A 21309-nucleotide genomic window follows, 5' to 3' on the forward strand; every position below is an offset into this window, starting at 1 on the left:
TTCCTACGGGGCCGGCGAATTGCGCAGCAGAGTCCTGCCAGACCTCAAAACCGCAGGATCGACGATCACTGCGGCCGTACCTGCGCCGGGTACGGCGAGGACGGCCTCGCCGCCGTCGATCACCTGAGGAAGCCGCCCGAGCCGGCTCTGTCCGGCGTCGTCCACGCCGGAGTCGTCGGTTTCGTCTCCTTCCTCATCGCACACGGCGCCGGTGTTCCGGCCGTGTCGTGTCCGGCGGCATTCCGCTGAGGGGATGCGGACGCGGAAGGGACATCGACCCCCAGCAGCAGGCGGGCCGGTTCCAGGCGGCTTTCGTGGACGGCCTGGCCGCCCGTCGCCGCGGACGTGCAGTCGCCCGAGCCATGGGCCGAACGAACCCGGCGCCAGCGTTCCGACTCGGTGCGTGAGGAGAGGGAAAAAGCCGCTAGGGCCGTCCCGGCCATGTGAGACCTCGTGATACATGAGAGGGGCAGACGGGTGAGCGAGGCACCACCGAACACCCTGCAATACCGCTTTGACGGGCCGGAAGACGCGCCCGTGCTGATCCTGGGCCCCTCACTGGGTACCACATGGCACAGGCCGTCCCGAGCGTCCAAGGGCGTCCGGCCGATCCAGGACAGGTGCTTGATGCCAGGTCAGGGCCTCATGGGCCGGGGGAGTCCGCACAGTCGGTGAGACCTGTGTGAGAGCGTGTGGGACGACGAAATCCCGCCGGACCACTTCGGATCCAGTGGTCGTTGCGACACCCCGGCTCAAGAGGTGGGACGGACTTCGCGATCCGCAAGGAGCGGGAGCCACAGAGGCCCGGGAAGTTCCGGGCCGAGCGGTAGGAATGCTTCCGGCTCGTGCGGATGGGGCTGACCGGTCCGAGGGGCGAAACGGTCGGATCGTTGCTGCTATGGCTGGATCGCATAGCTGAAAGCCGCAGGTGTGGCTGCAGGCGCTATGGCGGCCGGCCGCGAGGTCTGTGAGCCCGGGCGTGTGCCTTTCCGCTGGGCCTGGTCGCGAGCCACACTCTGCCCCGCCGGAAGGTGTCGGAAGCAGCCATACCGGTCGGCTGTCGTGCGTCCTTAGGGTCGTCTCGTCGTTGAAAAGGTCATGGCGCACAGGTCGGACGATGTGCGCGCCTGGGCCGTTCGGGGCGTACGCGCCCCTTGGCGTAGAGGGGCAGTATGGGGCTGGACAAGACGGTCGACAGCATGGACGAGGCGGTGGCGGACATCCCCGAGGGGGCGTCACTGGCCGTCGGTGGGTTCGGGTTGTGCGGCATACCGAGTGCGTTGATCGCCGCGCTGCTGGAGCGGGGTGCGGGTGGTTTCAAGGTCGTCTCCAACAACTGCGGAGTGGACGACTGGGGGCTGGGGCTTCTGCTGCGGGCCGGCCGGATCGCGCGCATGACCAGTTCGTACGTGGGGGAGAACAAGGAGTTCGCCCGCCAGTACCTGAGCGGCGAGCTGGAGGTGGAGTTGGTGCCGCAGGGGACGCTGGCGGAACGGCTGCGCGCCGGTGGGGCGGGCATCCCGGCGTTCTACACGCCGGCCGGGGCCGGGACGCAGATCGGACATGGTGGGCTGCCCTGGCGATATGGCGCGGACGGGCAGGTCGCGGTGGCGTCGCCGCCGAAGGAGACGCGGGTCTTCGACGATCGTGAGTACCTGCTGGAGGAGGGCATCAGGACCGATTTCGCCCTGGTGCGGGCGACCATCGGGGACCGTCACGGCAACCTGGTGTTCCGTTCCTCGGCCCGCAACTTCAACCCACTGGTCGCGATGGCCGGGCGCGTCACCGTCGCCGAGGTCGAGCATCTGGTGGAGCCGGGTGAACTGGATCCGGACGAGGTGCACCTGCCGGGGGTGTTCGTGCAGCGCGTGGTCCGGGTCTTTCCCGATGACCCGGCCGCCACCCGGCGGATCGAACGACGGTGCGTGCGGACCGAGCAGGAAGGCGGTGCCTGACATGGCGCTCACTCGCGAGCAGATGGCGGCCCGGGCCGCCTGCGAACTGGTGGACGGCACATACGTCAACCTCGGCATCGGCCTGCCCACGCTGATCCCGAACCACCTCCCGCCGGGCGTCGAGGTGGTGCTGCAGTCCGAGAACGGCATCCTCGGCGTCGGCCCGTACCCGCTCGAGGAAGAGATCGACTCGGACCTGATCAACGCGGGCAAGGAGACGGTGACCACCCTGCCCGGGGCGTCGTTCTTCGACTCCGCGCTGTCCTTCGGCATGATCCGCGGCGGGCACATCGATGCCGCCGTGCTGGGCGCCATGCAGGTGTCGTCCTCCGGGGACCTGGCGAACTGGATGATCCCGGGGAAGATGGTCAAGGGCATGGGCGGTGCCATGGACCTGGTGCACGGGGCACGCCGGGTCATCGTGTTGATGGAGCACACCGCCAAGGACGGCAGTCCCAAGCTCGTCGCGGAGTGCGATCTGCCGCTGACCGGAACCGGCGTCGTCCAGCGCGTCATCACCGATCTCGCCGTCATCGACATCACGCCGGACGGTTTCTCGCTGGCCGAACTCGCTCCCGGAGTCGGCCTCGACGACGTACGTGCCGCGACAGGGGCCGACCTGCGCGTTCCCTCGCATCTGGAGACGGTGGCCAGTGTCTGAGTAGTAGCAGGTGCCGCCCGGCGGCACAACCGGTTTGGGTCCACATCGTGGCAAGCAGGCTGTGGTGCTCCCTGCCATACCGTTGCTCGTTGAACGACCCCTACGGTGCCGGGCACCGGGCCGCTCCGACCGACCCACGCCCCAAGGAGCGGTCCGGTTCCCCCACTGCACCGAGGAGCCGCCATGCAACCACCGCCTTTCCGGGGAACCACCGCCCGGCCGTCCCGTATCCCGTCCGCACCGCCCGCCGATCCCTTGCCGCGCCCGGCGGGGGGTTTGTGGCGCGGACTGCTGTCCCGTCTCGTGGGCGTCGTGGCACTCGTCCTCGCGGCGGCCCTGGCCGGTCCGGCGCCGACGGCCCACGCCGCGGTCGGCCTGACCAAGGTCACCGGCTTCGGCAGCAATCCGGGCCAGTTGAACATGTACGTCTACCGGCCCACGTCCCTGTCCGCCAAGCCGGCGGTGGTGTTCGCCCTGCACGGCTGCACCCAGAACGCCCAGACGTACGCCGACAACTCCGGCCTGCCCGAAATCGCCGACCGGTACGGATTCCTCGTGGTGTTCGCCGAGACCACGGGTTCGAACAACCTGAACAAGTGCTTCAACTGGTTCCAGACCTCCGACAACCGCCGAGGCCAGGGCGAAGCCGCGTCGATCCGGCAGATGGCCGCGCACACCGTCTCCGCCTACGGCGTCGACGCCGGGCGGACCTACGTCACCGGCCTGTCCGCCGGCGGTGCCATGACGTCGGTGATGCTCGCGACGTACCCGGACGTCTTCCAGGCCGGCGCGGTCGTCGCGGGGCTGCCCTACGGCTGTGCCGACGACGTCAGCGCCGCCTTCCCCTGCATGAGCCCCGGAGTCGACCGGACCCCGGCCCAGTGGGCCCAGAAGGTCCGGGACGCCCACCCCTCGTGGTCGGGTCCGTGGCCGCGCGTGGCCGTCTGGCACGGCGACAAGGACACCACGGTCGTACCGCGCAACGCCGACGAACTGCGCGACCAGTGGACGGCGCTGCACGGCCTGTCCCAGACACCGACCCGCACGTCCGCCATCGGCCCGAACTCCACCCGGCACGAGGAGCACGCGGCAGCGGACGGCTCGGTGGCCGTCGAGGTGAACAGGGTTCCGGGCATCGGCCACGGCACGCCGGTCGATCCGGGCAGCGGGGCCCAGCAGTGCGGCAGCACCGGCACCACCCACTTCCCGGACTCGATCTGCTCCAGCTACTGGATCGCCCAGTTCTTCGGCCTGGACGGCTCCGACCCCGAGCCCGAAGGACTGCCCGTTCCCACCGGCCTGGCCCTGACCGGCGTCACGGACACCACCGTCGGCCTGAGCTGGAATTCCGTCGACGGCGCCGCCGGCTACGCCGTCCACCGCGACGGTGCCCCGGTCGCCACGACGGACACCACGTCCTTCACCGACACCGGTCTGACCCCGGGCTCCTCCCACACCTACGTGGTCGCCGCCCGTGACGCGGCCGGCCGGACAGGGCAGCTCTCCAGCACGGTCACCGCGCGGACCACCGGCGCCACCGCCGCCTGCTGGACCGCCACCAACTACGCCCACGTCCAGGCGGGACGCGCCACGACCAGCGGCGGCTACACCTACGCCAAGGGCTCCCACCAGAACATGGGCCTGTACAACATGGCCGTCACCCACACCCTGAAGGAGTCACCCACCGGCTACTTCATCCTCGCCGACGGAACCTGCCCCTGAGGTGACCGGTCACGGCCGTAGGTGCTGTCACGGCGCCTACGGCCGTGCCCGTCATGGTGGGAGCCCATCTGATGGGGATCGCCGCCATGTTGGGCACACACATATTCCTGTGCATGCCGTGCCGCCTAGCCTCCAGCCCGTCCACACGTCGCACACTGGAGGCTCTCCGTGGCCTTGCTCATCGGCTTCACCTCGCGCCGGAGACGGCGCACCGTCATCGGCGCTGTCGCCCTGGCCGCTGCCGCGGCCCTGCTCCCCTCCTCGGCCGCGGCCCGGCCGGCTCCCGATTCCGCGGACCGTCACTGCGCCCAGCTGTCCCACCTGCGGGTGCCGGGCGCCGCTCATCAGCAGGCCGACTGCCTGAACGAGCTGACCACGGCGGGCACCGTGGCCTCCGGCCACACCGACCCGGCGGACTGGGCCGGACTCACTCCCAAGGACCTCACCGTCCCCGACGGGGTGGCCGGTATCCAGATCGACGGCTACTTCCCCGACTCCTCGACCACCAACACCAACCACGGCTGGAACCACGACGCGCAGTTCGTCATCCGGCTGCCCGACCGCTGGAACGGCGGCCTGGTGGTGGCCGGCACCCCCGGCAACCGTGAGCAGTACGCCAACGACCGGGCCATCGCCGACTGGGTGCTCGCCCGCGGCTACGCCTATGCCGCCACCGACAAGGGCAACACCGGTACCGCCTTCCACCGCGACGGCTCCCGGCCCGGTGACGCCGTCGCCGAATGGAACACCCGCGTCACCCAGCTCACCCGCGCCGCCCGCGCGGTGGTCGCCCAGCGCTACCACCGGCCGCCCGTGCGCACCCTGGCCACCGGCATGTCCAACGGCGGCTACCTCGTGCGCTGGCAGCTGGAGAACCACCCCGAGCTCTACGACGGCGGAATCGACTGGGAAGGCACCCTCTGGCGCTCGGAGGGCCCCAACCTGTTCACCTTCCTGCCGCCCACCCTGCGGCACTACCCCACCTACGCGGCGGGCGGACCCGCGGCCGACCAGGCACGCGAGGAAATGCACCGCGCCGGCTTCCCGGCCGGCTCGGAGTTCCTGTGGCCGTTCCACCACCAGGTCTACTGGGACCTGACCCAACGCATCCACCGCGAGGAGTTCGACCCCGCCTTCGACGGCCCGACAGAGGCCGGAACGCCGTACTGCGCCCCTGGGGAGGTCCCGGGCTGCGACGCCGACTACGACTACGCGACCCGCCCCGCCGGTGTCCACAAGGCCGTGGAACGCATCGAACTGACAGGCCGCATCGGCAAGCCGCTGATCACCATTCACGGCACCCTGGACGTCCTGCTGCCCATCAGTCAGGACTCGGACGTCTACGCCCGCATGATCAAGGACGCGGGCCGCAGTGGCCTGCACCGCTACTACCGCATCGAGGACGGCACGCACACCGACTCCCTCGTCGACGCGTTCCCCGGCCGGCTGCGGCCCCTCGTGCCTTGCCACCGGTCGTCCTTCACCGCCCTGGAGAAGTGGCTCACCACCGGGCATCGCCCGCCCGCGAGTCACACCGTCGCCAGGCCCGAGGCCGCCGATCCGGCGGCCCTGCTCACCGGCTGCCGCCTCGACGGATGACACACCGCGGCGCGCGTCACTTCCCACCTCGCTTATAGGTAGGGCCGCTATAGAAATATCCCTCACTGTGTTGGTCACATACGTAGGTGTGACCACCAGGCATCCGTACTGTTTCCGGCCATGACAAGCGAACTCCCTCCTCCCACCGCCCGCCCGGCGCCGCCCGGTGCCGGCGTGGACCTGACGTCCCGGGCCGCCATGGTCACCGGCGGCGGCAGCGGCATCGGCAAGGCGTGCGCCGTGGCGCTGGCCGCGGCCGGCGCCACCGTGCACGTGGTCGACCGGGACGCCGATTCGGCCAAGGAGGTCGCCGCGGAAATCGGAGGCGAGGCACACATCGTCGACCTGGCCGACCCGGCCGCGATCGACGCGCTGCCGACCGAGGTCGACATCCTGGTCAACAACGCCGGCCTGCAGCACGTGGCGCCCCTGACCGAGTTCCCGCCGGAGCGGTTCGCCCTCATCCAGCAGGTGATGGTCACCGCCCCGTTCCTGCTGATGCGCCGTAGCCTGCCGCACATGTACGCGCGGGGCTGGGGACGGTTGATCAACATCTCCAGCGTCCACGGACTGCGGGCCAGCGCCTACAAGTCCGCCTACGTCACCGCCAAGCACGCGCTGGAGGGCCTGAGCAAGGTGGCCGCGCTCGAGGGTGCCGCCCACGGCGTGACCAGCAACTGCATCAACCCCGGCTACGTCCGCACCCCCTTGGTCGAGAACCAGATCCGCGACCAGGCCGCCGCGCACGGGATCAGTCCCGGCGACGTCCTGACCGATGTGCTGCTCACCCGCTCACCCATCAAGCGCCTGCTGGAGGCGGAGGAGGTCGCCGCGGCCGCGCTGTGGCTGTGCGCCGACCACAGCAGCTACATCACCGGCACCTCACTGCCCCTCGACGGCGGCTGGACCGCCAACTGACCCGCCGCCTCTCGGGCGACGCCCATGCGTCGTTCCTGTCCCCATGACTTCCCCCCACGCCTGTCCCCGCACCCGCACCCTCATCCCAGAACCGGTGAACCCATGACCGAGACCACAACCGCCAAGCCGGGCGAGCCCCGCTCCGGCGGCATCGCCCGCATCGTCGGTGCGAGCCTGATCGGCACCACCGTCGAGTGGTACGACTTCTTCCTCTACGGCTCCGCCGCCGCGCTGGTGTTCAACACCCTCTTCTTCCCCAGCAGCGACCCGCTGGTGGGCACGCTGCTCGCCTTCATGACCTACGCGATCGGGTTCCTGGCCCGGCCGATCGGCGGCATGGTCTTCGGACACTACGGCGACAAGATCGGCCGTAAGAAGCTGCTCGTGCTCAGCCTGCTGCTGATGGGCGGCGCCACCTTCGCCATGGGCCTGCTGCCCACCTACGGCACCATCGGCGTCGGCGCCCCGATCCTGCTCACCGTCCTGCGCCTGATCCAGGGCTTCGCCCTGGGCGGCGAATGGGGCGGCGCCGTGCTGATCGTCTCCGAGCACGGGGGCGACAAGAACCGCGGCTTCTGGGCCTCCTGGCCGCAGTCCGGCGTCCCCGCCGGCAACCTGCTGGCCACCGCCGTTCTCGCGCTGCTGGCCACCATCCAGTCCGAGGAAACGTTCCTTTCCTGGGGCTGGCGCGTCCCCTTCCTGCTCTCCGGCGTCCTGGTCGCGGTCGGACTGTGGATCCGCATCTCGGTGTCCGAATCGCCGGTCTTCCTCGCTGCCAAGGCCAAGGCCGAAGCGGACGCCGCCAAGGGCATCAAGGACGAGGCGCCCGTCATCGAGGTCTTCCGCCGCAACTGGCGTGAGGTGCTCGGGGCCATCGGCGTCCGGTTCGGCGAGAACATCTCCTACTACATCGTGACCTCCTTCCTGCTGGTCTATGTCGTCACCCACCTGGAGCTGCCGAAGAGCACCGCGCTGAACGCCGTCCTGATCGCCTCCGCCGTCCACTTCCTCACCATCCCGCTGTGGGGAGCACTCTCCGACCGCATCGGCCGCAGGCCCGTGACGCTGATCGGCGCAATCGGCATGGCCGTGTGGATCTTCTTCTTCTTCTCCCTGGTCGACACGGAGTCCTTCACCGTGATCACCCTCTCGGTCACCGTGGGCCTGCTGTTCCACGGCGCCATGTACGGACCGCAGGCCGCCTTCGTCTCCGAGATGTTCGACACCAAGGTCCGCTACTCCGGGGCCTCCATAGGCTCACAGCTCGCCTCCATCGTCGCCGGCGCTCTCGCCCCCATCATCGCCGTCGAGCTCCTCAGGCGCTACGAGTCTTGGACGCCCATCGCCGTGTACGTCTGTGCCTCCGCGGTGATCACCGCCATCACCGCCGTCGTCATCAAGGAGACCCGCGGTCGCGACCTGACCGCCTCGATCACTGGTTCGACGCCGAAGGAGCAGGGGCAAGAGGCACCGGTCGCCAGTACCGACCGGGTCTAGAGGCCCAAAGGCCCAAAGGCCCAAAGGCCACCGTGCCGCGGTCCGCCCCGTGAAGGAGGGAACGGGCGGACCGCGGCATGCCCGCTCGCAGACACCGCGCCCGTCGCGCAGGCCACCACAGCCCGTCCACACACCAGCCGTGCAGCTGGAGGGAGGACTCCCCATGACCCCCGTGAGTCCCATGACTGTCGGCAGCGACCCCTCCCACACGGCGACGGCGGCACTCCGGCAGCTGCTCGACCTGCTCGCCGCCGACGCACCGGCCGAACGCCTGGCCCAGCCGGCGGCCCAGGCCCGCGCCGCCGCGGTCGACCCGAGCGAGCAGGCCGTCATCGACGAGGCCACCCGGACCGCACTGGACATCCACCGGACCCTGGCCCAGCGTCGACGCCGGGAGGCCGAGCTCGCCGCCCTCTTCGACACCGCGAGCGACCTGGCCGCGCTGCGCGACCTGGACGCCGTACTGCGGGCCATCGTGCACCGGGCCAGAACCCTGCTGGGCACCGACACCGCGTACATGACCCTGAACGACCCCACGGCCGACGACACGTTCATGCGGGTGACCGCAGGCTCGGTCTCCGCCAAGTTCCAGCAACTGCGCCTCGCCATGGGGGAAGGACTCGGTGGTCTGGTCGCGCAGACCGCCCGCCCCTACGCGAGCCCCGACTACCGCACCGACCGCCGTTTCAAGCACACCGGAGCCATCGACGAGGGAGTCGACGAAGAGGGCCTGCGCGGCATCCTCGGCGTGCCCCTGTGCGTCGGCCGACGCGTGATCGGCGTCCTGTTCGCCGGCGACCGCGCTCCGCGCGACTTCACCCCCGAGGCCATCGCCCTGCTCTCCTCCCTGGCAGACCACGCCGCCGTGGCCATCGACGGCGCGCGCCTGCTGGAAGAGGCCCGTTCCGCGCTGGTCGAACTGAACGCCGCCAACGAAACGGCCCGGGCCCACAGCGAAGACCTGCACCGCGCGGCAGACGCCCACGACCGGCTCACCGACCTGGTCCTCAGAGGCGGCGACGTCGATGACGTCACCCGCGAGATCGCCGCCCTCCTCGACGGCGGCCTGGCCGTTCACGACGCGGACGGCACCGAACTCGCCCGTCTGAGAACCGACCCGGTCCTCCCGCCAGAGCAGGGAATCGAAGCCTCCCGCAGAGGCGGACGGGCCGTCCCCGTCGACGGCAACTGGGTGTGCGCCGTCCTGGCAGGTCCGGAACTCCTCGGCAGTCTCGTGCTCACCGGCCGGGCCGATCTCACCGACGCCGACCGGCGGCTGTTCGAACGGGCCGGCATGGTCACCGCCCTCCTGCTGCTCCTGCGCCGGTCCGTGGCCGAAGCCGAGGACCGCGTGCGCGGCGAACTCCTCGACGACCTGCTCACCGCCCAACCCCCCGGAAGCCACCGCAACATCGGCAGTTTGACGCTGCGTGCCAAAAAGCTGGACATCAACCTCGCCCAGCCGCACGCGGTACTCGTCCTCAACTGCGACCCGGACCTGCGCTCACGCCTGCTGATCGAGGCCGCACGCCGTGCCCGCACGCTCGGCGGCCTGGCCGGCACCCGCAATGGGCACACCGTCCTCCTCGCACCCACCTCGACTCCAGGCCCACTCGCCCAGGAACTCGCACAAGGCCTCTCCCGGGGCATCGGCACCCCCATCACCATCGGAGCCGCGGGCCCCGGCACGGGCCCCGAGCACCTCCCCGTCACCTACGACGAGGCACGCCGCTGCCTCGAGGCCCTGGAAGCACTCGGCCGCACCGGCACCGGCGCCGGCCTGGCCGACCTCGGCTTCCTCGGAGTGCTCCTCGGCGACCGGGCGGACCTCCGCGGATACGTGGACCGCGTCCTGGGCCCCGTACTCACCTACGACGCCCAGCGCGGCACCGAACTCGCCCGCACCCTCAGCGCCTACTACGACAACGGTGCCAGCCTCGCCCGAGCCAAGGACGCCCTGCACGTCCACGTCAACACCGTGGTCCAACGCCTCGACCGTGTCGCCCAACTCCTCGGCCCCGACTGGAACACCCCCGGCAAAGCCCTCGAAATCCAAGTCGCCCTACGGCTGCACGGCCTCGCCCAACAAGGCAGGACCGGCTCTGTCCCGTAATCGGTGGTAGCGCTGTGTGGTGATCACTGGAGGAGGATGCGGTGGCGGAGCAGGGGGAACCCGGCCCGGCCGTGCATCTGCCTCATGATTCTCTCGGTTCGCGTGCCGACGCCCTCGGTGGGGTCGTTGTGGTGGGGGAGGGGGAGGCCGGCGTCGACCGCGGTGCGGTCGAGTTCGAGGCCGTTGGCGAAGGCGTGCAGGCGGGGAAGGCCTGAAGTGCGGACGGCTGTGATCCACTCGGTGAGCTTGGTGTCGTTGTCGGCGGCGGGAGTGAGGAGTTCGGCGAACTCCTGTACCAGGTAGTCGAGTTCGGTCACCTCCAGGTGGTCGGCGTCGATGGCGGTGACCGTGTCGTCGGCGGGGTTGCCCGCGGGGAACCGGCGCAATCCCGGGCGGTGGCCGAGCCCGGCGGGATGGCTGCCGATGGGGATCTGCGTGAGGCGCGCGCCGGTGTCGGCGTCGAGCACCGTCACCGTGTCCGAGCGGGCGTCCGCCGGGAACAGCCGCCGACCCCGCAGCGAGCAGACCCGGGACGGGGAACATCCCCGCGCGGTGGGCCGGACACACGAACGTGAAGACCACCAGGAGGTGGCACGTCAAGCCGGACGGGGAAGATCTTCGCGAAGCCGCCACAACGTGGGGCGGCTTGCGTGGAGCTCCGACCCCAGCATGTGAGAAAGCGTGAGATGTGAGAATGTGCGGGGCGTGAGCGAGACACCACCGAACACCTTGCTATACCGCTGTGACGGGCCGGAGGACGCCCCGGTCCTGATCCTGGGCCCCTCGCTCGGCACGACATGGCACAGGTTGTAAACACTGTCCATGGGTGTCCAGACCAGTCCAAGATGAGCGCGTAATGCCAGGTCAGGGCATTCTGACCCGGGGGCGTAGACGCAGTCGGTGATAGGCGTGTGAGAGCGGCGTTCGACGAGGAGCCCCGCAGGTGCGGCCCGTCGGGGCTTCTGAGAGTGCGGTAAGTGATGGTCTAGCTAATTTCGCACCACTTCGTCCCAGTGGGTAGCAGGCCCCTGACCTCGGCTGTCGAGCCAAACCGGGGAGCCGGAGCCGTGCGCTCGGCCAGGGCGGCGATGTTGATCATTCGACCGCCGGAATCACCCCGTTATGGCATGTCATCACATCGGTGTGAAACGGCAGGAAACATCACTTACCGCACTCTGAGTAGGTGGGTTTGAGTGTCCGCCGCGGGCACCGTCGCACTCGGGTTCTCCTCTCTCGAGTGCCCGAAGCAAGGGCGCGGCGACGACATGACCCTTACGGCCGATGCGCAGCATGCGACCCGGAACTCTTCGCGGCCAACCAGGACATATCCTTCGCTCCCGCAAAGTCCAACGCCTTTTTGAGGGCGTCTGAGGCACTACCTGTCCGTTCTAGGTGGTGCGGATCGCGGACCGCGTGTACGCGACCGCCCAGGCGCCGTTGGACCCGGCGAGCTTGTGGCCGGCTGTGGTCCGCCTGCTGCTGGTCAAGGCCAACCAGCCCGAACTGTTCGCGGCCTTGCGCTCGCTGCCGTGGAAGGAGGTGACCGCCCGCCGCTACGATCGCGAGGCCGGGCACGGTCGCCGTGAGACCCGCGCCACCCGGGTTCTGACCGTCACCGGTCCGGGCCTGGACTTTCCCTACATCGTTCAGGCCGCCCGCATCCTGCGCTACGGCGTTGGCACCGCGAGCGGAAAGTGCACTCGCGAGACCGTCTATGTGATCACCGACCTGACCTCGCCGAAGCCACCCCGCAGAGGATCGCCCAACTGGCCCGGTCCCAATGGACTATTGAAAACCGGCTCCACCATGTCCGCGATACCACCTTCGCCGAGGACGCCTCCAAGATCCGTACCGGGCACGGCCCGGCCAACATGGCCACTCTCCGCAACCTCGCGATCAACGCTCTCCGTGCCGCCGGTCACCGCAGCATCGCCGCCGGACTCCGCGAGATGTCCTACGAACCCTTCACCCGTCCGCTCGAGCTCCTGGGCATCAGCTGACCAGCGCCGCAGCGTGATCACCACGACTTTGAATCAGCCCTGCCCGAAGGCCGAGCGCGCCAAGGAGCTGACGGGCCGGCCGTGCTCGTGATCGGCAGGGCGCTTCCCGGTCTGGTTGCCAGGTGGCCGACTCACGGCGCAACCTGGAAGGGACCATGGGCCCGGGTGGCCGGGCCAGGAGGCGAGGTCCGCGATGAGCAGGATCCAGGAGCACATCGACATCAGCGCCCCGGCACAGAAGGTGTGGGACCAGCTGCACCGCATCGAGGAGTACTCGTCGTTCATGGACGGGGTGCAGCGCGCTTCTGCACGCGGCGGTGACCGCGCCCGTCTCGATGTCCGGACCGGCCGTGGTGAGCAGGCGCTCGAGGCCGTCCTCTCCGACCGCTCCGACGAACAGACCATCACCTGGCAGACGCAGGGCAGCCCGGAGCTGCAGGGCACCCTCTCGGTCAGGTCCCTGGACAGGGACCACAGCCAGGTGCAGATCCGGATGGAGTACGACCCGCAGGGCATCCAGGACACCTTCGGCGGTCCGAAGGGAATGGCCCAGGTCCACGCGGTCGAGCGGACGGTCCGGGACGACCTGGAACACTTCAGGGATCTCGTGGAGCGGCAGAAGGGTTGACTCGGAGTCGACTTCTTCCCCCGCCTTCATACGGGGGAAGGGGATGACGCGCCGCCCGGCCGGGCGCTCAGTCCCGCAGCGGCGGCAGGTCGAACCCGTCGTTCTGCATGCGCAGCAGCAGTCGGCCGGCCGCCGCGAAGCCGACCGCCGTGAGCCCCCAGCCGACCAGGTCGAGCTCGCGGACACCGGTCAGCACCGAGGCGAGGTGGACGGGCTGTGACACCCTCAGCCCGAGCGCGAGCCAGAGCGGCACCACGCGTGCCCGCCACAGGGCCGGCCCCAGCAGCACCGTGCCGAGGAGGTGGCCGATCACGAAGACGCCGGACAGCACGTCGGACCAGAATCCGGCCTGCAGGCCTTCGCCAGCTGGAACGCGGTCTCCCGGTCCAGGCCGTTCCGGGTGCCCACCGCGTGGGTGAGGATGTCCACGTAGCCGCCGGAGACGAACAGCGCCGTGTAGCCGGGGAACGCCACCAGCACGGCGGCCGTGGTGAGCACCGGTGCCCGCCGGCGGGTCACCCAGGCGACCGCGACCACGCCGCCGCACGCGAGGATCGTGCCGACCGCGCCGGTCCAGATGGCCACCGCCTGGTATCCGGTGGCGGCCACCAGCTTGTCGAACACCTGGCGCGGCTGGTCGGACAGGGTGTCGTACGGCAGCAGGTAGCGGCCGAACGTCACGATCAGCGCGACGACCGGCGCGGTGACCGCGAGCAGCACCCGCCAGACCGTACGGGCGTTCCGCTCGGGCCGCCCGTCGACCGCCGTCCGTTTCCGTTCGGGCCGCCCGTCGACCGCCGCCGCCTCCCGTCCGACCGGGGGCAGGTCGAAACCGTCGTTGCCGGTGCGCAGCAGGGCTAGGGCGGCGCCGCCGTAGCCGACGGCGGTCAGCGCCCAGGTCACGGCGCAGGCGAGTGCGCTGACGGCCCCCAGCAGGTGGGCGGGGCCGGACACCGCGAGGGTCACGCCGACCCATGCGGGTGCCGTCCCGCCCCGCCACAGCGCGAGCCCCAGCAGGAAGAGGCCGATCGCCTGCCCGAGCAGGAAGACGACCCCCAGCAGGCCCGCCGCGGGATGCGCCTGCACCGCGTCGTCCAGCGCCGTCACCAGGGCCGGGTCGAGGCCCTTCTCGGCGGCGACGAAGGCGGCCTGGCCGGAGTCGGGCGCCGCGATGCCGGCGCCGAAGGCCACCAGGGCGAGCAGCCCGCCGTACAGCGCGAGCCGCGGGGCTCCGCGACGGGCGGCCCAGGCCGTCACCATGGTCGCCGGGATGATCAGCAGCGTGAACACCAGAGACAGCCAGAGCGCGGCCCGGGCGGCGCCGAGGTGGGCCGCGCTGCCGGCGATCGCCGTGCCGATCCGGGCGTCCGGCCGGAACGGCAGGACGATCATGTACGCCGCCAGCGCGGGCAGCGGGGCGAGGACCGCCGCCGTCACCCGCCAGAAGCCGCGCAGGTCGCGGACGGGACGGCGGGTCGGCGCTCCCGGCGTTCCAGGCGTGTCCGGCGTGCCGAGGGCGGTGTCCGCCGTGGTGGAGGCCATGGTCACCCCTCCGTCACGGCGCGCGTCCGCAGTGCCGAGGCGACCAGCGCGACGCCGGCGAGGGTGACGAGGAGGGCGAACGCGCCCGCGCCGACCAGCGCTCCGGGCACGTCGTCGGCGAAGAACGCCGGGACGGCGCTGAGCCCCGACAGCAGCCGGGTGACGATCACGGCCACCGCGCCGGCGCGGCTGCCCCGCCAGGCCAGAACGGCGCCGACCAGGGTGATCAGCCCGAGTACGGCACCCACGACGGCCACCGCGACCGGAGGGTGCTCACCGTCGCCGAACGGCAGCGAGATCACGTCGATGAGGCCGAGCAGGCCGGACAAAACCAGTCCGGTGACAAGAAGGCGGGTGCGGTTCACGTGGTCCTCCTGAGTGAGGGACGAAGTACCGGTGTCGGAAGTACTGGTGTCGTGTCCGCAGTCTGGGTTCGCGGGTCGGGTCCGCGGATCGGGGCGGTCCCGGGACCGTTCTCCGTGCTGCCACGTATTCACTCCCGGTGACCGCCGCCCTACCCTGGGCGCGTGGCAACTCGGGGTCTGTTCGCTGTCGCCGCCGCGGTCCTGACGAGCGTGCTGGCAGCCGCCGGAGTGATCCTGGCGGTGCTCGGCGGTGACGGGGGCGCCACCACGGCGTTCGCGATCGGTGTGGCGTTCGGGCTGCCCTCCGTCGTGCTGGGCGTGGTGGTGGCGGTGCGCCGTCCGGACAGCGTGGTCGGGCTGGTGCTGGTCGGCGCTACGGCGGTGTGGCTCACGGTCGGCGAGCTGTGCGGGTTGCTCCTCGCACGGCGGACGGACCTGCTGTTCGCGCAGTGGTACGCGGCCCTGTCGCAGGGCGACTGGATGTTCCTGTACGTCCCGGCCGCGCTGCTCATGCTGGTCTTCCCCGACGGGAGGCTGCCGGGCCGGCGCCGGCGGTGGGCGGCGGCCGGACTGCTGGCCGTGCCGCCGCCCACCGACGACGGCGTCCGGGCGGCCCGGCGGATCCGCGACGCCCATCCGGAGCTCGGGATCGTCCTGCTCTCCCAGCACGTCGAGACCCGGCACTCCGTCGACCTGGTGTCCCGGGGGCGGTTCGGCTACCTGCTCAAGGACCGGGTGTTCGACGTCGACGACTTCCTGGACGCGCTGCGCCGGGTGGCGGCCGGAGGTTCCGCCCTCGACCCGGAGGTGGTGTCGCGTCTGATCGGGGCGCACCGGGCCGCCGATCCGCTGGCGTCCCTGACCGCCCGCGAGCGCGAGGTGCTGGCGCTGATGGCGGAGGGCCGCACCAACATCGGCATCGCCCGCCGGCTGTGGCTCACCCACCGCACGGTCGAGACCCACGTCAGCTCGATCCTCACCAAGCTCGGCCTGGCCAACTCCGCGGAGGACCACCGCCGCGTACTGGCCGTGCTCCTCTACCTCAACCGGGCCTGACACCCGGCCGGCGAGCGGAGGGAGTCCGCTCGCCGGCCGGGAAAGTGCCGTTTCCCGAAGGCACGGCAGCCTCCGGGAAGCGGCGTTCATGCCTGACGGAATGTCACGGGACGAGACGCAGAAGCTTGTTCGGCGAACCGGAGCCCGGGCTGGTGACCACGCCCGAAGTGGCGCCGTTCACCAGCGCCGCGGAAACCTGCGCCGGGGTGGCCGTGGTGTGGCCCGCGAGGTAGACCGCGGCCGCGCCCGCGACGTGCGGTGTCGCCATCGACGTGCCCGAGATGGTGTTGGTCGCGGTGTCGCTGGTGTGCCAGCCCGCCGTGATCGAGGAGCCGGGGGCGAAGAGGTCGAGGACCGAGCCGTAGTTGGAGTAGCTGGCCCTGGCGTCCGTACTGGTGGTGGCGCCGACCGTGATCGCCTCGGTGACCCGGGCGGGGGAGGAGGAGGACGCGTTGGCGTTCTCGTTGCCCGCGGCGACCGCGTAGGTGACACCGCTGGCGATCGAGTTGCGCACGGCCGTGTCCAGAGCGGCGGAGGTGCCGCCGCCCAGCGACATGTTGGCGACCGAGGGACCGGAGTGGTTCTTGGTGACCCAGTCGACGCCTGCTATGACGCCGGCCGTGGTGCCCGAGCCGCTGGCGTTGAGCACGCGGACTGCCACGATCCTGGCCTTCTTGGCGACGCCGTAGGTGGAGCCCGCGATGGTGGTGGCGACGTGGGTGCCGTGGCCGTTGCCGTCCGACGGCGTGCCGCCGCTGACGGCGTCGTAGCCGTACGAGGCCCGCCCGCTGAGCTGCGAGTGCGTGATGCGCACCCCGGTGTCGATGACGTACGCGGTCACGCCGCTGCCCGCCGAGTCCGGGTAGGTGTACGTGCCGGAGAGCGGGCGTGCCGCCTGGTCGATGCGGTCCAGGCCCCAGGGGGCATTGGTCTGCGTGGCGTCGAGGTGGACCTTCTGGTTCTGTTCCACCGTGGCGATCGCCGGGTCGGCCGCGAGTCTCCTGGCCTCGGTCGCCGAGAGGTCCGCCGTGTAGCCGTTCAGCGCGCTGCCGAACGTCTTCTTCACCGTGCCGCCGTACTTGGTGATCAGGCCCTTGCCCTTGCCCGACGCGGACTTGAAGCCCGCGGTCTTCTTGAGCGTGACGATGTAGCTGTCCTTGATCGCCGTGGGGGAGTCGGCGGCGAGTACTTTTCCTTCGGCCGTGGCGGCCTGGGCGGGAAGCGCGGTGAGTCCGCCCAAAAGGGCGGCGGTCGCAACGCCGGTGAGGGCGGCGAAGCGGATCTTCCTGCTACGCGGTTGTGCCATGTGAGGGAGTCCTCCTCAGGCAAGCGCGCCTGGGTGTGGCGCGCGATGTGGGGGTGCGCGCGGGGTCGCGCACACGGCCCTGAGCGCTGCGTTCCGCCCAAGGCCGAGTAAAGAGTGTGTTAACTAGTGTTTATAATCAAGGGAGTTGAAGACTTGACATGTAAATGTCACATTCATAGAGTGGGTGAGGTCTTCCTCGCCGCCGGTGCCGCCGTCACCGGGACGGATCGTCGCGACGCGGGCTTTTCCCTCGCAGTGACCACCGAAAAGGTCTATTTTCCGAAGAAGTTGATGTCCAGTCAGCTTCGGACCCGAGGCGGGAACGGACGAACGGCGTGGTTCGAGGAGATCGCCGCGCGACGGCCACGATCTCGGACACTTCCCACCCGCCGAGTTCGAGGCCCGTCACATAGCAATGGCCGACCCAGAGCTCACCCTGAAAACCAGCTGATTCACTGTCCACGAAACCCGGGGCTTGACACGCTGTGCCGGACGCGCTGTGCCGGGTGATGCCGACGCGCGGCCGGGTGCTCGAACAGGTGAGGGCCTGCTGGGTTCGGTGCGGATTGTTACATCCGCACCGCCACTCGACAGGCCCTCGTGTCCACCGTGACGCCTCGCTGCCCCTGCCGCACCAGCGGCGCGAACATCTCCCCGCCGAACTCCCCGACCGTCACCCCTGGCAAAGCCCTGCCGGGCCCGGGCGTTGGTACGCAGCAGGGTGGGCGCGCCTGCAGGCTGTCGGCCGGGGCCGGGGCATGTCAGCGGCGGCGCCCGGACGCAGCCCGCTGCGCCGTCTTCTTCGCGTGGGCCGCCGCGTCTGCCACCGTGCGCTCCGGGTGGTGGGCGTGCAGGGTGTCCAGGATGCGCAGCGACGTGCCCGGGTCCGCCTCGGCCAGGGCGTCGGTGAGGGCTGCAGCGCCGCCGGGCCAGGCGGCGGCCGCCGTGTCGAAGGCGGGGAGCAGGGTCGTCGGCGGGATGTCGGCCGCGGCCGGGATGCCCGTCTCGTCCGCGTCGTACCGGCGCTTCATATGGCCGAGCATGTCGTCGATCCAGCGCTGGTCCAGCTCCTCGACGAGCACCGTGGCGCGGGCGGTGAGGGGGACTGTGTCCTCGGGGACGGACTCTCCCCGGGCCAGCAGCAGCCCGCGGGCGGCGGCCCCGGTCACCGGGTCGGTGAGCGCGGCGCGCAGCACCGTGTCGGGGATCGCGGCGACATCGAGGCGGGCGAAGTACTCGGACGTGCGGGCGGCATCGGCCTCGTCGGCCTTGGCCGCGGAGACGGCGCCGAGCAGTTCGCCCCATGCCTCGTCCGTGCCACCGCGGTGCGCGGCCCACGCGGCAAGCGTGGCGGCGGCGATCCGGGTGGGCCAGTGGCGGGTGGCGGCCACGGTCTCGGCCGCGTTCCACTCCGCCACGGTTTCCTGGTCGGGGGCGGCCACATGGCCGGCGGTGAGCACGTGGCGCATGACGGCGGCGCCGAGCGGGGTGAGCCCGTAGGTGTCGCCGGTACGGAAGACGCAGCCGGTGGCGGCCAGTTGGTCCACGAGCGACGCCAGGCCGTGTGCGGGGGCGTCGAGTTCGGCGCGGTCGGCGTCCGTGACGGCAGGCGCCCCGAGGAGTTGGGACAGCTCCTCGGGCGACGGGAGCTCGTAGGCGTCGGGGGCGTTGCGCGACACGGGCGTCGGAGCGTCCTCCAGTTCGGGCGGCAGGCCGTCGGACTTCGCGTCGGCGATCTTGCGGGCGACCGAGTCGGGGGTGCTGCCGCGTTCGTACAGTGAGTAGAGGAGGTGCGCTGCGTCGAACGAGTACGCCTCCTGCGGGCCGGTGACCAGCGGCAGCCGTTCGGCCTGGGCGGTCAGGACGTCGGCGGCCAGCTCGAGCAGCTCCTGCGGGGTGCCGTCGGCCCACACGGCGGTGGCGGGGCCGGGCAGGCCGCAGCGTTCCGCGACGTCGCGCAGCTCGTCGTCGAAGGTCCCGGCCGCGAGCGCCGCGGGTAGCGGGGCGGCGTGCAGCAGGTCCCGGATCTCGTCGGGCGAAGGGACCGCCGGCGGGGGCGGCAGCGGGACGGACGAGTCGCCGTAGTAGTCGAGGTGTTCGTCGAGCATGCGGTCGGCGAGCGCGACGTGCGGCATCGTCTCCGGGGCGGGGGCGAGTGCGGCGTGCCGGGCGGCGAACGCCTCCGCAAGCCCCGCCGCGGTCCACCGGTCGGTCAACGCATCGGCGATGCGCTCCAGTTCACCGCCGAGCGCGTCGTCGGGGCGTCGGTCGTCCAGCGGCGGTGTGGGCAGCAGCGGGCCCGCCGGTGATGCCTCGCGGGTGTCGCGGGCGAACGCGGTGAGCAGCGCCTCGCCGAGACGGATCCGCACGGCGAACGTCCGTTCCGCGAGGTCGGAACGGTGCAGCGGCTCGGGCAGGGCCGGCCGGTCGGCGTGCGGTGTGTTCTCGTGGGCGTCGAGCCAGGCCCCCACGGCGGCGGGGTCGTCCGGGTCGACACCGTCGGCGGTCAGCAGCGACGCGTACCAGCGGTGCCAGGTCAGATTCGCCGGGTCCGCCATGGCGCGGCGGAAGCCGGGCACGGCGTCCTCGACGGCGGCGAGCAGGCGTGCGTGACGCTTGGCGTTGAGCCGGCCCGCTGCCCGGACCCGGTCGGCGAGGGTGCCGAGGACGCCGGGCAGGGCGTCCAGCTCGTCGTCGCCGGCGCACAGCAGCTGCGGCAGGTCCTCGTGCAGCACCTGCCGCAGCAGGCCGGGGGTCGGCTCCGGCACGCCCGCCCTGCGGTCCGCTCCGCGCAGCGCGAGCATCGTCAGCACAGCGTCCGTGAGGCGCGCCGGCAGTGCGACGCCTCTCTCCCCCGTCGCCCAGCTGAGGAAGTCGTCGCGGCCGGTTTTCAAGGCGTTCGTACGAGTCACTCGTGGAGCGTATGAGTGCGGGCGGCCCCGGTGATCCTTCCGGGCCCGGGGTTAGCCCGATCGGGCGAGTGATACGTCTGTGCGGCCCGCTCCCCGGCACACCGGGCGGAGCGGCGGCGAGGCCGGTCGGAGCCCGGAACCGGCAGGGGCGGGGCGAGGTGGGGGCGGGGCGGGATTCGCGTGGTGGTGATGAGTTCGCGTCGGGCGGGCAGCCAGCACTGCACATGGACACCTCCGACACCACATCCCTGCCCGATCTCACTCCCGCCGCCCAGGCGGTGACGCAGCTGCTCGGCGCGATCGGCGACGAGCGCCTGGGCGCTCCGACCCCGTGTCCCGAGTACGCGGTGCGGGAGCTGCTGGCCCACATCGAGGGGCTGTCCCTCGCCCTCCGGGACGCGGCCCGCAAGGATCTCGGGCCGACGACCGACACGTCGCCCACTGCTTCGCTTCCGGTCCTGGAGGGCGGCCGGCGCGCCAGGATTCCGGTTCGGCTGGACGAGCTCGCCGGCGCGTGGCGGCGGCCGGAGTCCTGGGAGGGCATGACCCGCGCCGGAGGCGTGGACCTGCCCGCCGCGGTCGCGGGCCGCGTCGCGCTGAACGAGTTGGTGCTCCACGGCTGGGACCTGGCCAGGGCCACGGGGCAGGAGTACGACCCGGGTGAGGAGAGTGCCGCGGTGTCTTACGAGATCGTGCGGCCGACGGGTGACGACTCGCTGCGCGACGGGATCTTCGGCCCGCCGGACGACGCGCCGCTGCTGCTGCTGGACCGGGTGGTCGGACTCAGCGGACGGCGGCCCCACTGGCGTCCTGGCGACTGACTGACAGCGGCTCGTCCCGCCTCGGAGCGGGCCGTCGCACCGGACAGCGACGTCGCCTCGGCGGCGCCGTCGGCCGGTGGCGGGCAGACGGCGCCGGTCCGACAGCTGGCGCAGTTCGTCGGCAGGCATCTCGAACTGGAGCAGGATGTTCCCGAGACGCAGGCCGTCCAAGCTCTGCACGCCCGTGCCGAGGCACTACGGCTGGGGTTCAACC

Annotated in this window: 16 protein-coding genes and 3 pseudogenes; 11 read left to right on the forward strand and 8 right to left on the reverse strand. The window is 71.1% G+C overall.

Annotated elements, in window-relative coordinates:
• Positions 1 to 3: 3 nt before the first annotated feature.
• Complete coding sequence (locus ACFPZI_RS16305; protein ID WP_381363670.1) at positions 4 to 204, reverse strand: hypothetical protein; 201 nt, start codon at positions 202 to 204, stop codon at positions 4 to 6.
• A 968-nt stretch (positions 205 to 1172) separates the two neighbouring features.
• Between ACFPZI_RS16305 and ACFPZI_RS16310 the strand changes: the two genes are divergently transcribed.
• The 7 genes from ACFPZI_RS16310 (at position 1173) to ACFPZI_RS16340 (ending at position 10465) form a co-directional block, all read left to right on the forward strand.
• Entirely contained in the window at positions 1173 to 1955 is a 783-nt protein-coding gene (locus ACFPZI_RS16310) for a CoA transferase subunit A (RefSeq protein WP_381363672.1), read from the forward strand.
• A 1-nt stretch (position 1956) separates the two neighbouring features.
• A complete protein-coding gene (locus ACFPZI_RS16315; protein ID WP_381363674.1) occupies positions 1957 to 2616 on the forward strand; it encodes a CoA transferase subunit B in 660 nt (219 codons plus the stop codon).
• A 183-nt stretch (positions 2617 to 2799) separates the two neighbouring features.
• Entirely contained in the window at positions 2800 to 4338 is a 1539-nt protein-coding gene (locus tag ACFPZI_RS16320; RefSeq protein WP_381363675.1) for an extracellular catalytic domain type 1 short-chain-length polyhydroxyalkanoate depolymerase, read from the forward strand.
• Positions 4339 to 4506: 168 nt separating this feature from the next.
• Entirely contained in the window at positions 4507 to 5937 is a 1431-nt protein-coding gene (locus ACFPZI_RS16325) for a 3-hydroxybutyrate oligomer hydrolase family protein (RefSeq protein WP_381363677.1), read from the forward strand.
• A 120-nt stretch (positions 5938 to 6057) separates the two neighbouring features.
• Complete coding sequence (locus ACFPZI_RS16330) at positions 6058 to 6855, forward strand: 3-hydroxybutyrate dehydrogenase (RefSeq protein ID WP_381363679.1); 798 nt, start codon at positions 6058 to 6060, stop codon at positions 6853 to 6855.
• Between the two features lie 102 nt (positions 6856 to 6957).
• Positions 6958 to 8352, forward strand: coding sequence for an MFS transporter (locus ACFPZI_RS16335; protein ID WP_381363681.1), 1395 nt, complete (start codon positions 6958 to 6960; stop codon positions 8350 to 8352).
• A 181-nt stretch (positions 8353 to 8533) separates the two neighbouring features.
• Positions 8534 to 10465, forward strand: a complete 1932-nt coding sequence (locus ACFPZI_RS16340) for a helix-turn-helix domain-containing protein (RefSeq protein WP_461112335.1) — start codon at positions 8534 to 8536, stop codon at positions 10463 to 10465.
• Between the two features lie 23 nt (positions 10466 to 10488).
• On the opposite strand, the pseudogene ACFPZI_RS16345 reads toward ACFPZI_RS16340, so the two are convergent.
• Positions 10489 to 10785, reverse strand: a pseudogene (locus ACFPZI_RS16345) (ISL3 family transposase); the annotation flags it as partial.
• 93 nt (positions 10786 to 10878) lie between these two features.
• A pseudogene (locus ACFPZI_RS16350) lies at positions 10879 to 10983 on the reverse strand (hypothetical protein); the annotation flags it as partial.
• 1176 nt (positions 10984 to 12159) lie between these two features.
• On the opposite strand from ACFPZI_RS16350, the gene ACFPZI_RS16355 reads away from it, so the two are divergent.
• Together ACFPZI_RS16355 and ACFPZI_RS16360 are read left to right on the forward strand one after the other, a co-directional pair.
• On the forward strand, positions 12160 to 12465 hold the full coding sequence (locus tag ACFPZI_RS16355) for a hypothetical protein (protein WP_381363684.1): 306 nt from the start codon (positions 12160 to 12162) through the stop codon (positions 12463 to 12465).
• Positions 12466 to 12658: 193 nt separating this feature from the next.
• On the forward strand, positions 12659 to 13093 hold the full coding sequence (locus tag ACFPZI_RS16360; protein WP_381363685.1) for an SRPBCC family protein: 435 nt from the start codon (positions 12659 to 12661) through the stop codon (positions 13091 to 13093).
• Positions 13094 to 13160: 67 nt separating this feature from the next.
• Here ACFPZI_RS16360 and ACFPZI_RS16365 read toward each other — a convergent pair whose 3' ends face one another.
• Genes ACFPZI_RS16365 through ACFPZI_RS16375 form a run of 3 tightly spaced genes read right to left on the reverse strand, consistent with a single transcriptional unit; the run spans position 13161 to position 15000 of the window.
• Positions 13161 to 13424: a hypothetical protein gene (locus ACFPZI_RS16365; protein ID WP_381363686.1), complete on the reverse strand. Its 264-nt coding sequence runs from the start codon at positions 13422 to 13424 to the stop codon at positions 13161 to 13163.
• A complete protein-coding gene (locus ACFPZI_RS16370) occupies positions 13403 to 14635 on the reverse strand; it encodes a hypothetical protein (protein ID WP_381363688.1) in 1233 nt (410 codons plus the stop codon). Before ACFPZI_RS16370 ends, ACFPZI_RS16365 begins: the two co-directional genes overlap by 22 nt.
• A gap of 2 nt (positions 14636 to 14637) precedes the next feature.
• A complete protein-coding gene (locus ACFPZI_RS16375) occupies positions 14638 to 15000 on the reverse strand; it encodes a hypothetical protein (protein ID WP_381363690.1) in 363 nt (120 codons plus the stop codon).
• Positions 15001 to 15582: 582 nt separating this feature from the next.
• Between ACFPZI_RS16375 and ACFPZI_RS16380 the strand changes: the two are divergent.
• Positions 15583 to 16056: pseudogene (locus ACFPZI_RS16380) on the forward strand (LuxR C-terminal-related transcriptional regulator); the annotation flags it as partial.
• Between the two features lie 103 nt (positions 16057 to 16159).
• Here ACFPZI_RS16380 and ACFPZI_RS16385 read toward each other — a convergent pair.
• Positions 16160 to 17362, reverse strand: coding sequence for a S8 family peptidase (locus ACFPZI_RS16385; RefSeq protein ID WP_381363692.1), 1203 nt, complete (start codon positions 17360 to 17362; stop codon positions 16160 to 16162).
• 761 nt (positions 17363 to 18123) lie between these two features.
• The gene (locus tag ACFPZI_RS16390; RefSeq protein ID WP_381363694.1) at positions 18124 to 20274 is read right to left on the reverse strand and encodes a hypothetical protein; all 2151 of its coding nucleotides are present in this window, start codon (positions 20272 to 20274) and stop codon (positions 18124 to 18126) included.
• Between the two features lie 224 nt (positions 20275 to 20498).
• On the opposite strand from ACFPZI_RS16390, the gene ACFPZI_RS16395 reads away from it, so the two are divergent.
• Positions 20499 to 21095, forward strand: a complete 597-nt coding sequence (locus ACFPZI_RS16395) for a TIGR03086 family metal-binding protein (protein ID WP_381363696.1) — start codon at positions 20499 to 20501, stop codon at positions 21093 to 21095.
• Positions 21096 to 21309: the final 214 nt, after the last annotated feature.

The sequence above is a fragment of the Streptomyces chlorus genome (assembly GCF_042655885.1).
Lineage (GTDB): Bacteria > Actinomycetota > Actinomycetes > Streptomycetales > Streptomycetaceae > Streptomyces > Streptomyces chlorus.

Coding starts and splice junctions, on each gene's coding strand:
- ACFPZI_RS16360 (WP_381363685.1), top strand. CDS start 12,659: ATGAGCAGGATCCAGGAGCACATCGACATCAGCGCCCCGGCACAGAAG.
- ACFPZI_RS16320 (WP_381363675.1), top strand. CDS start 2,800: ATGCAACCACCGCCTTTCCGGGGAACCACCGCCCGGCCGTCCCGTATC.
- ACFPZI_RS16315 (WP_381363674.1), top strand. CDS start 1,957: ATGGCGCTCACTCGCGAGCAGATGGCGGCCCGGGCCGCCTGCGAACTG.
- ACFPZI_RS16310 (WP_381363672.1), top strand. CDS start 1,173: ATGGGGCTGGACAAGACGGTCGACAGCATGGACGAGGCGGTGGCGGAC.
- ACFPZI_RS16385 (WP_381363692.1), bottom strand. CDS start 17,362: ATGGCACAACCGCGTAGCAGGAAGATCCGCTTCGCCGCCCTCACCGGC.
- ACFPZI_RS16340 (WP_461112335.1), top strand. CDS start 8,534: ATGACTGTCGGCAGCGACCCCTCCCACACGGCGACGGCGGCACTCCGG.
- ACFPZI_RS16330 (WP_381363679.1), top strand. CDS start 6,058: ATGACAAGCGAACTCCCTCCTCCCACCGCCCGCCCGGCGCCGCCCGGT.
- ACFPZI_RS16395 (WP_381363696.1), top strand. CDS start 20,499: ATGGACACCTCCGACACCACATCCCTGCCCGATCTCACTCCCGCCGCC.
- ACFPZI_RS16370 (WP_381363688.1), bottom strand. CDS start 14,635: ATGGCCTCCACCACGGCGGACACCGCCCTCGGCACGCCGGACACGCCT.
- ACFPZI_RS16335 (WP_381363681.1), top strand. CDS start 6,958: ATGACCGAGACCACAACCGCCAAGCCGGGCGAGCCCCGCTCCGGCGGC.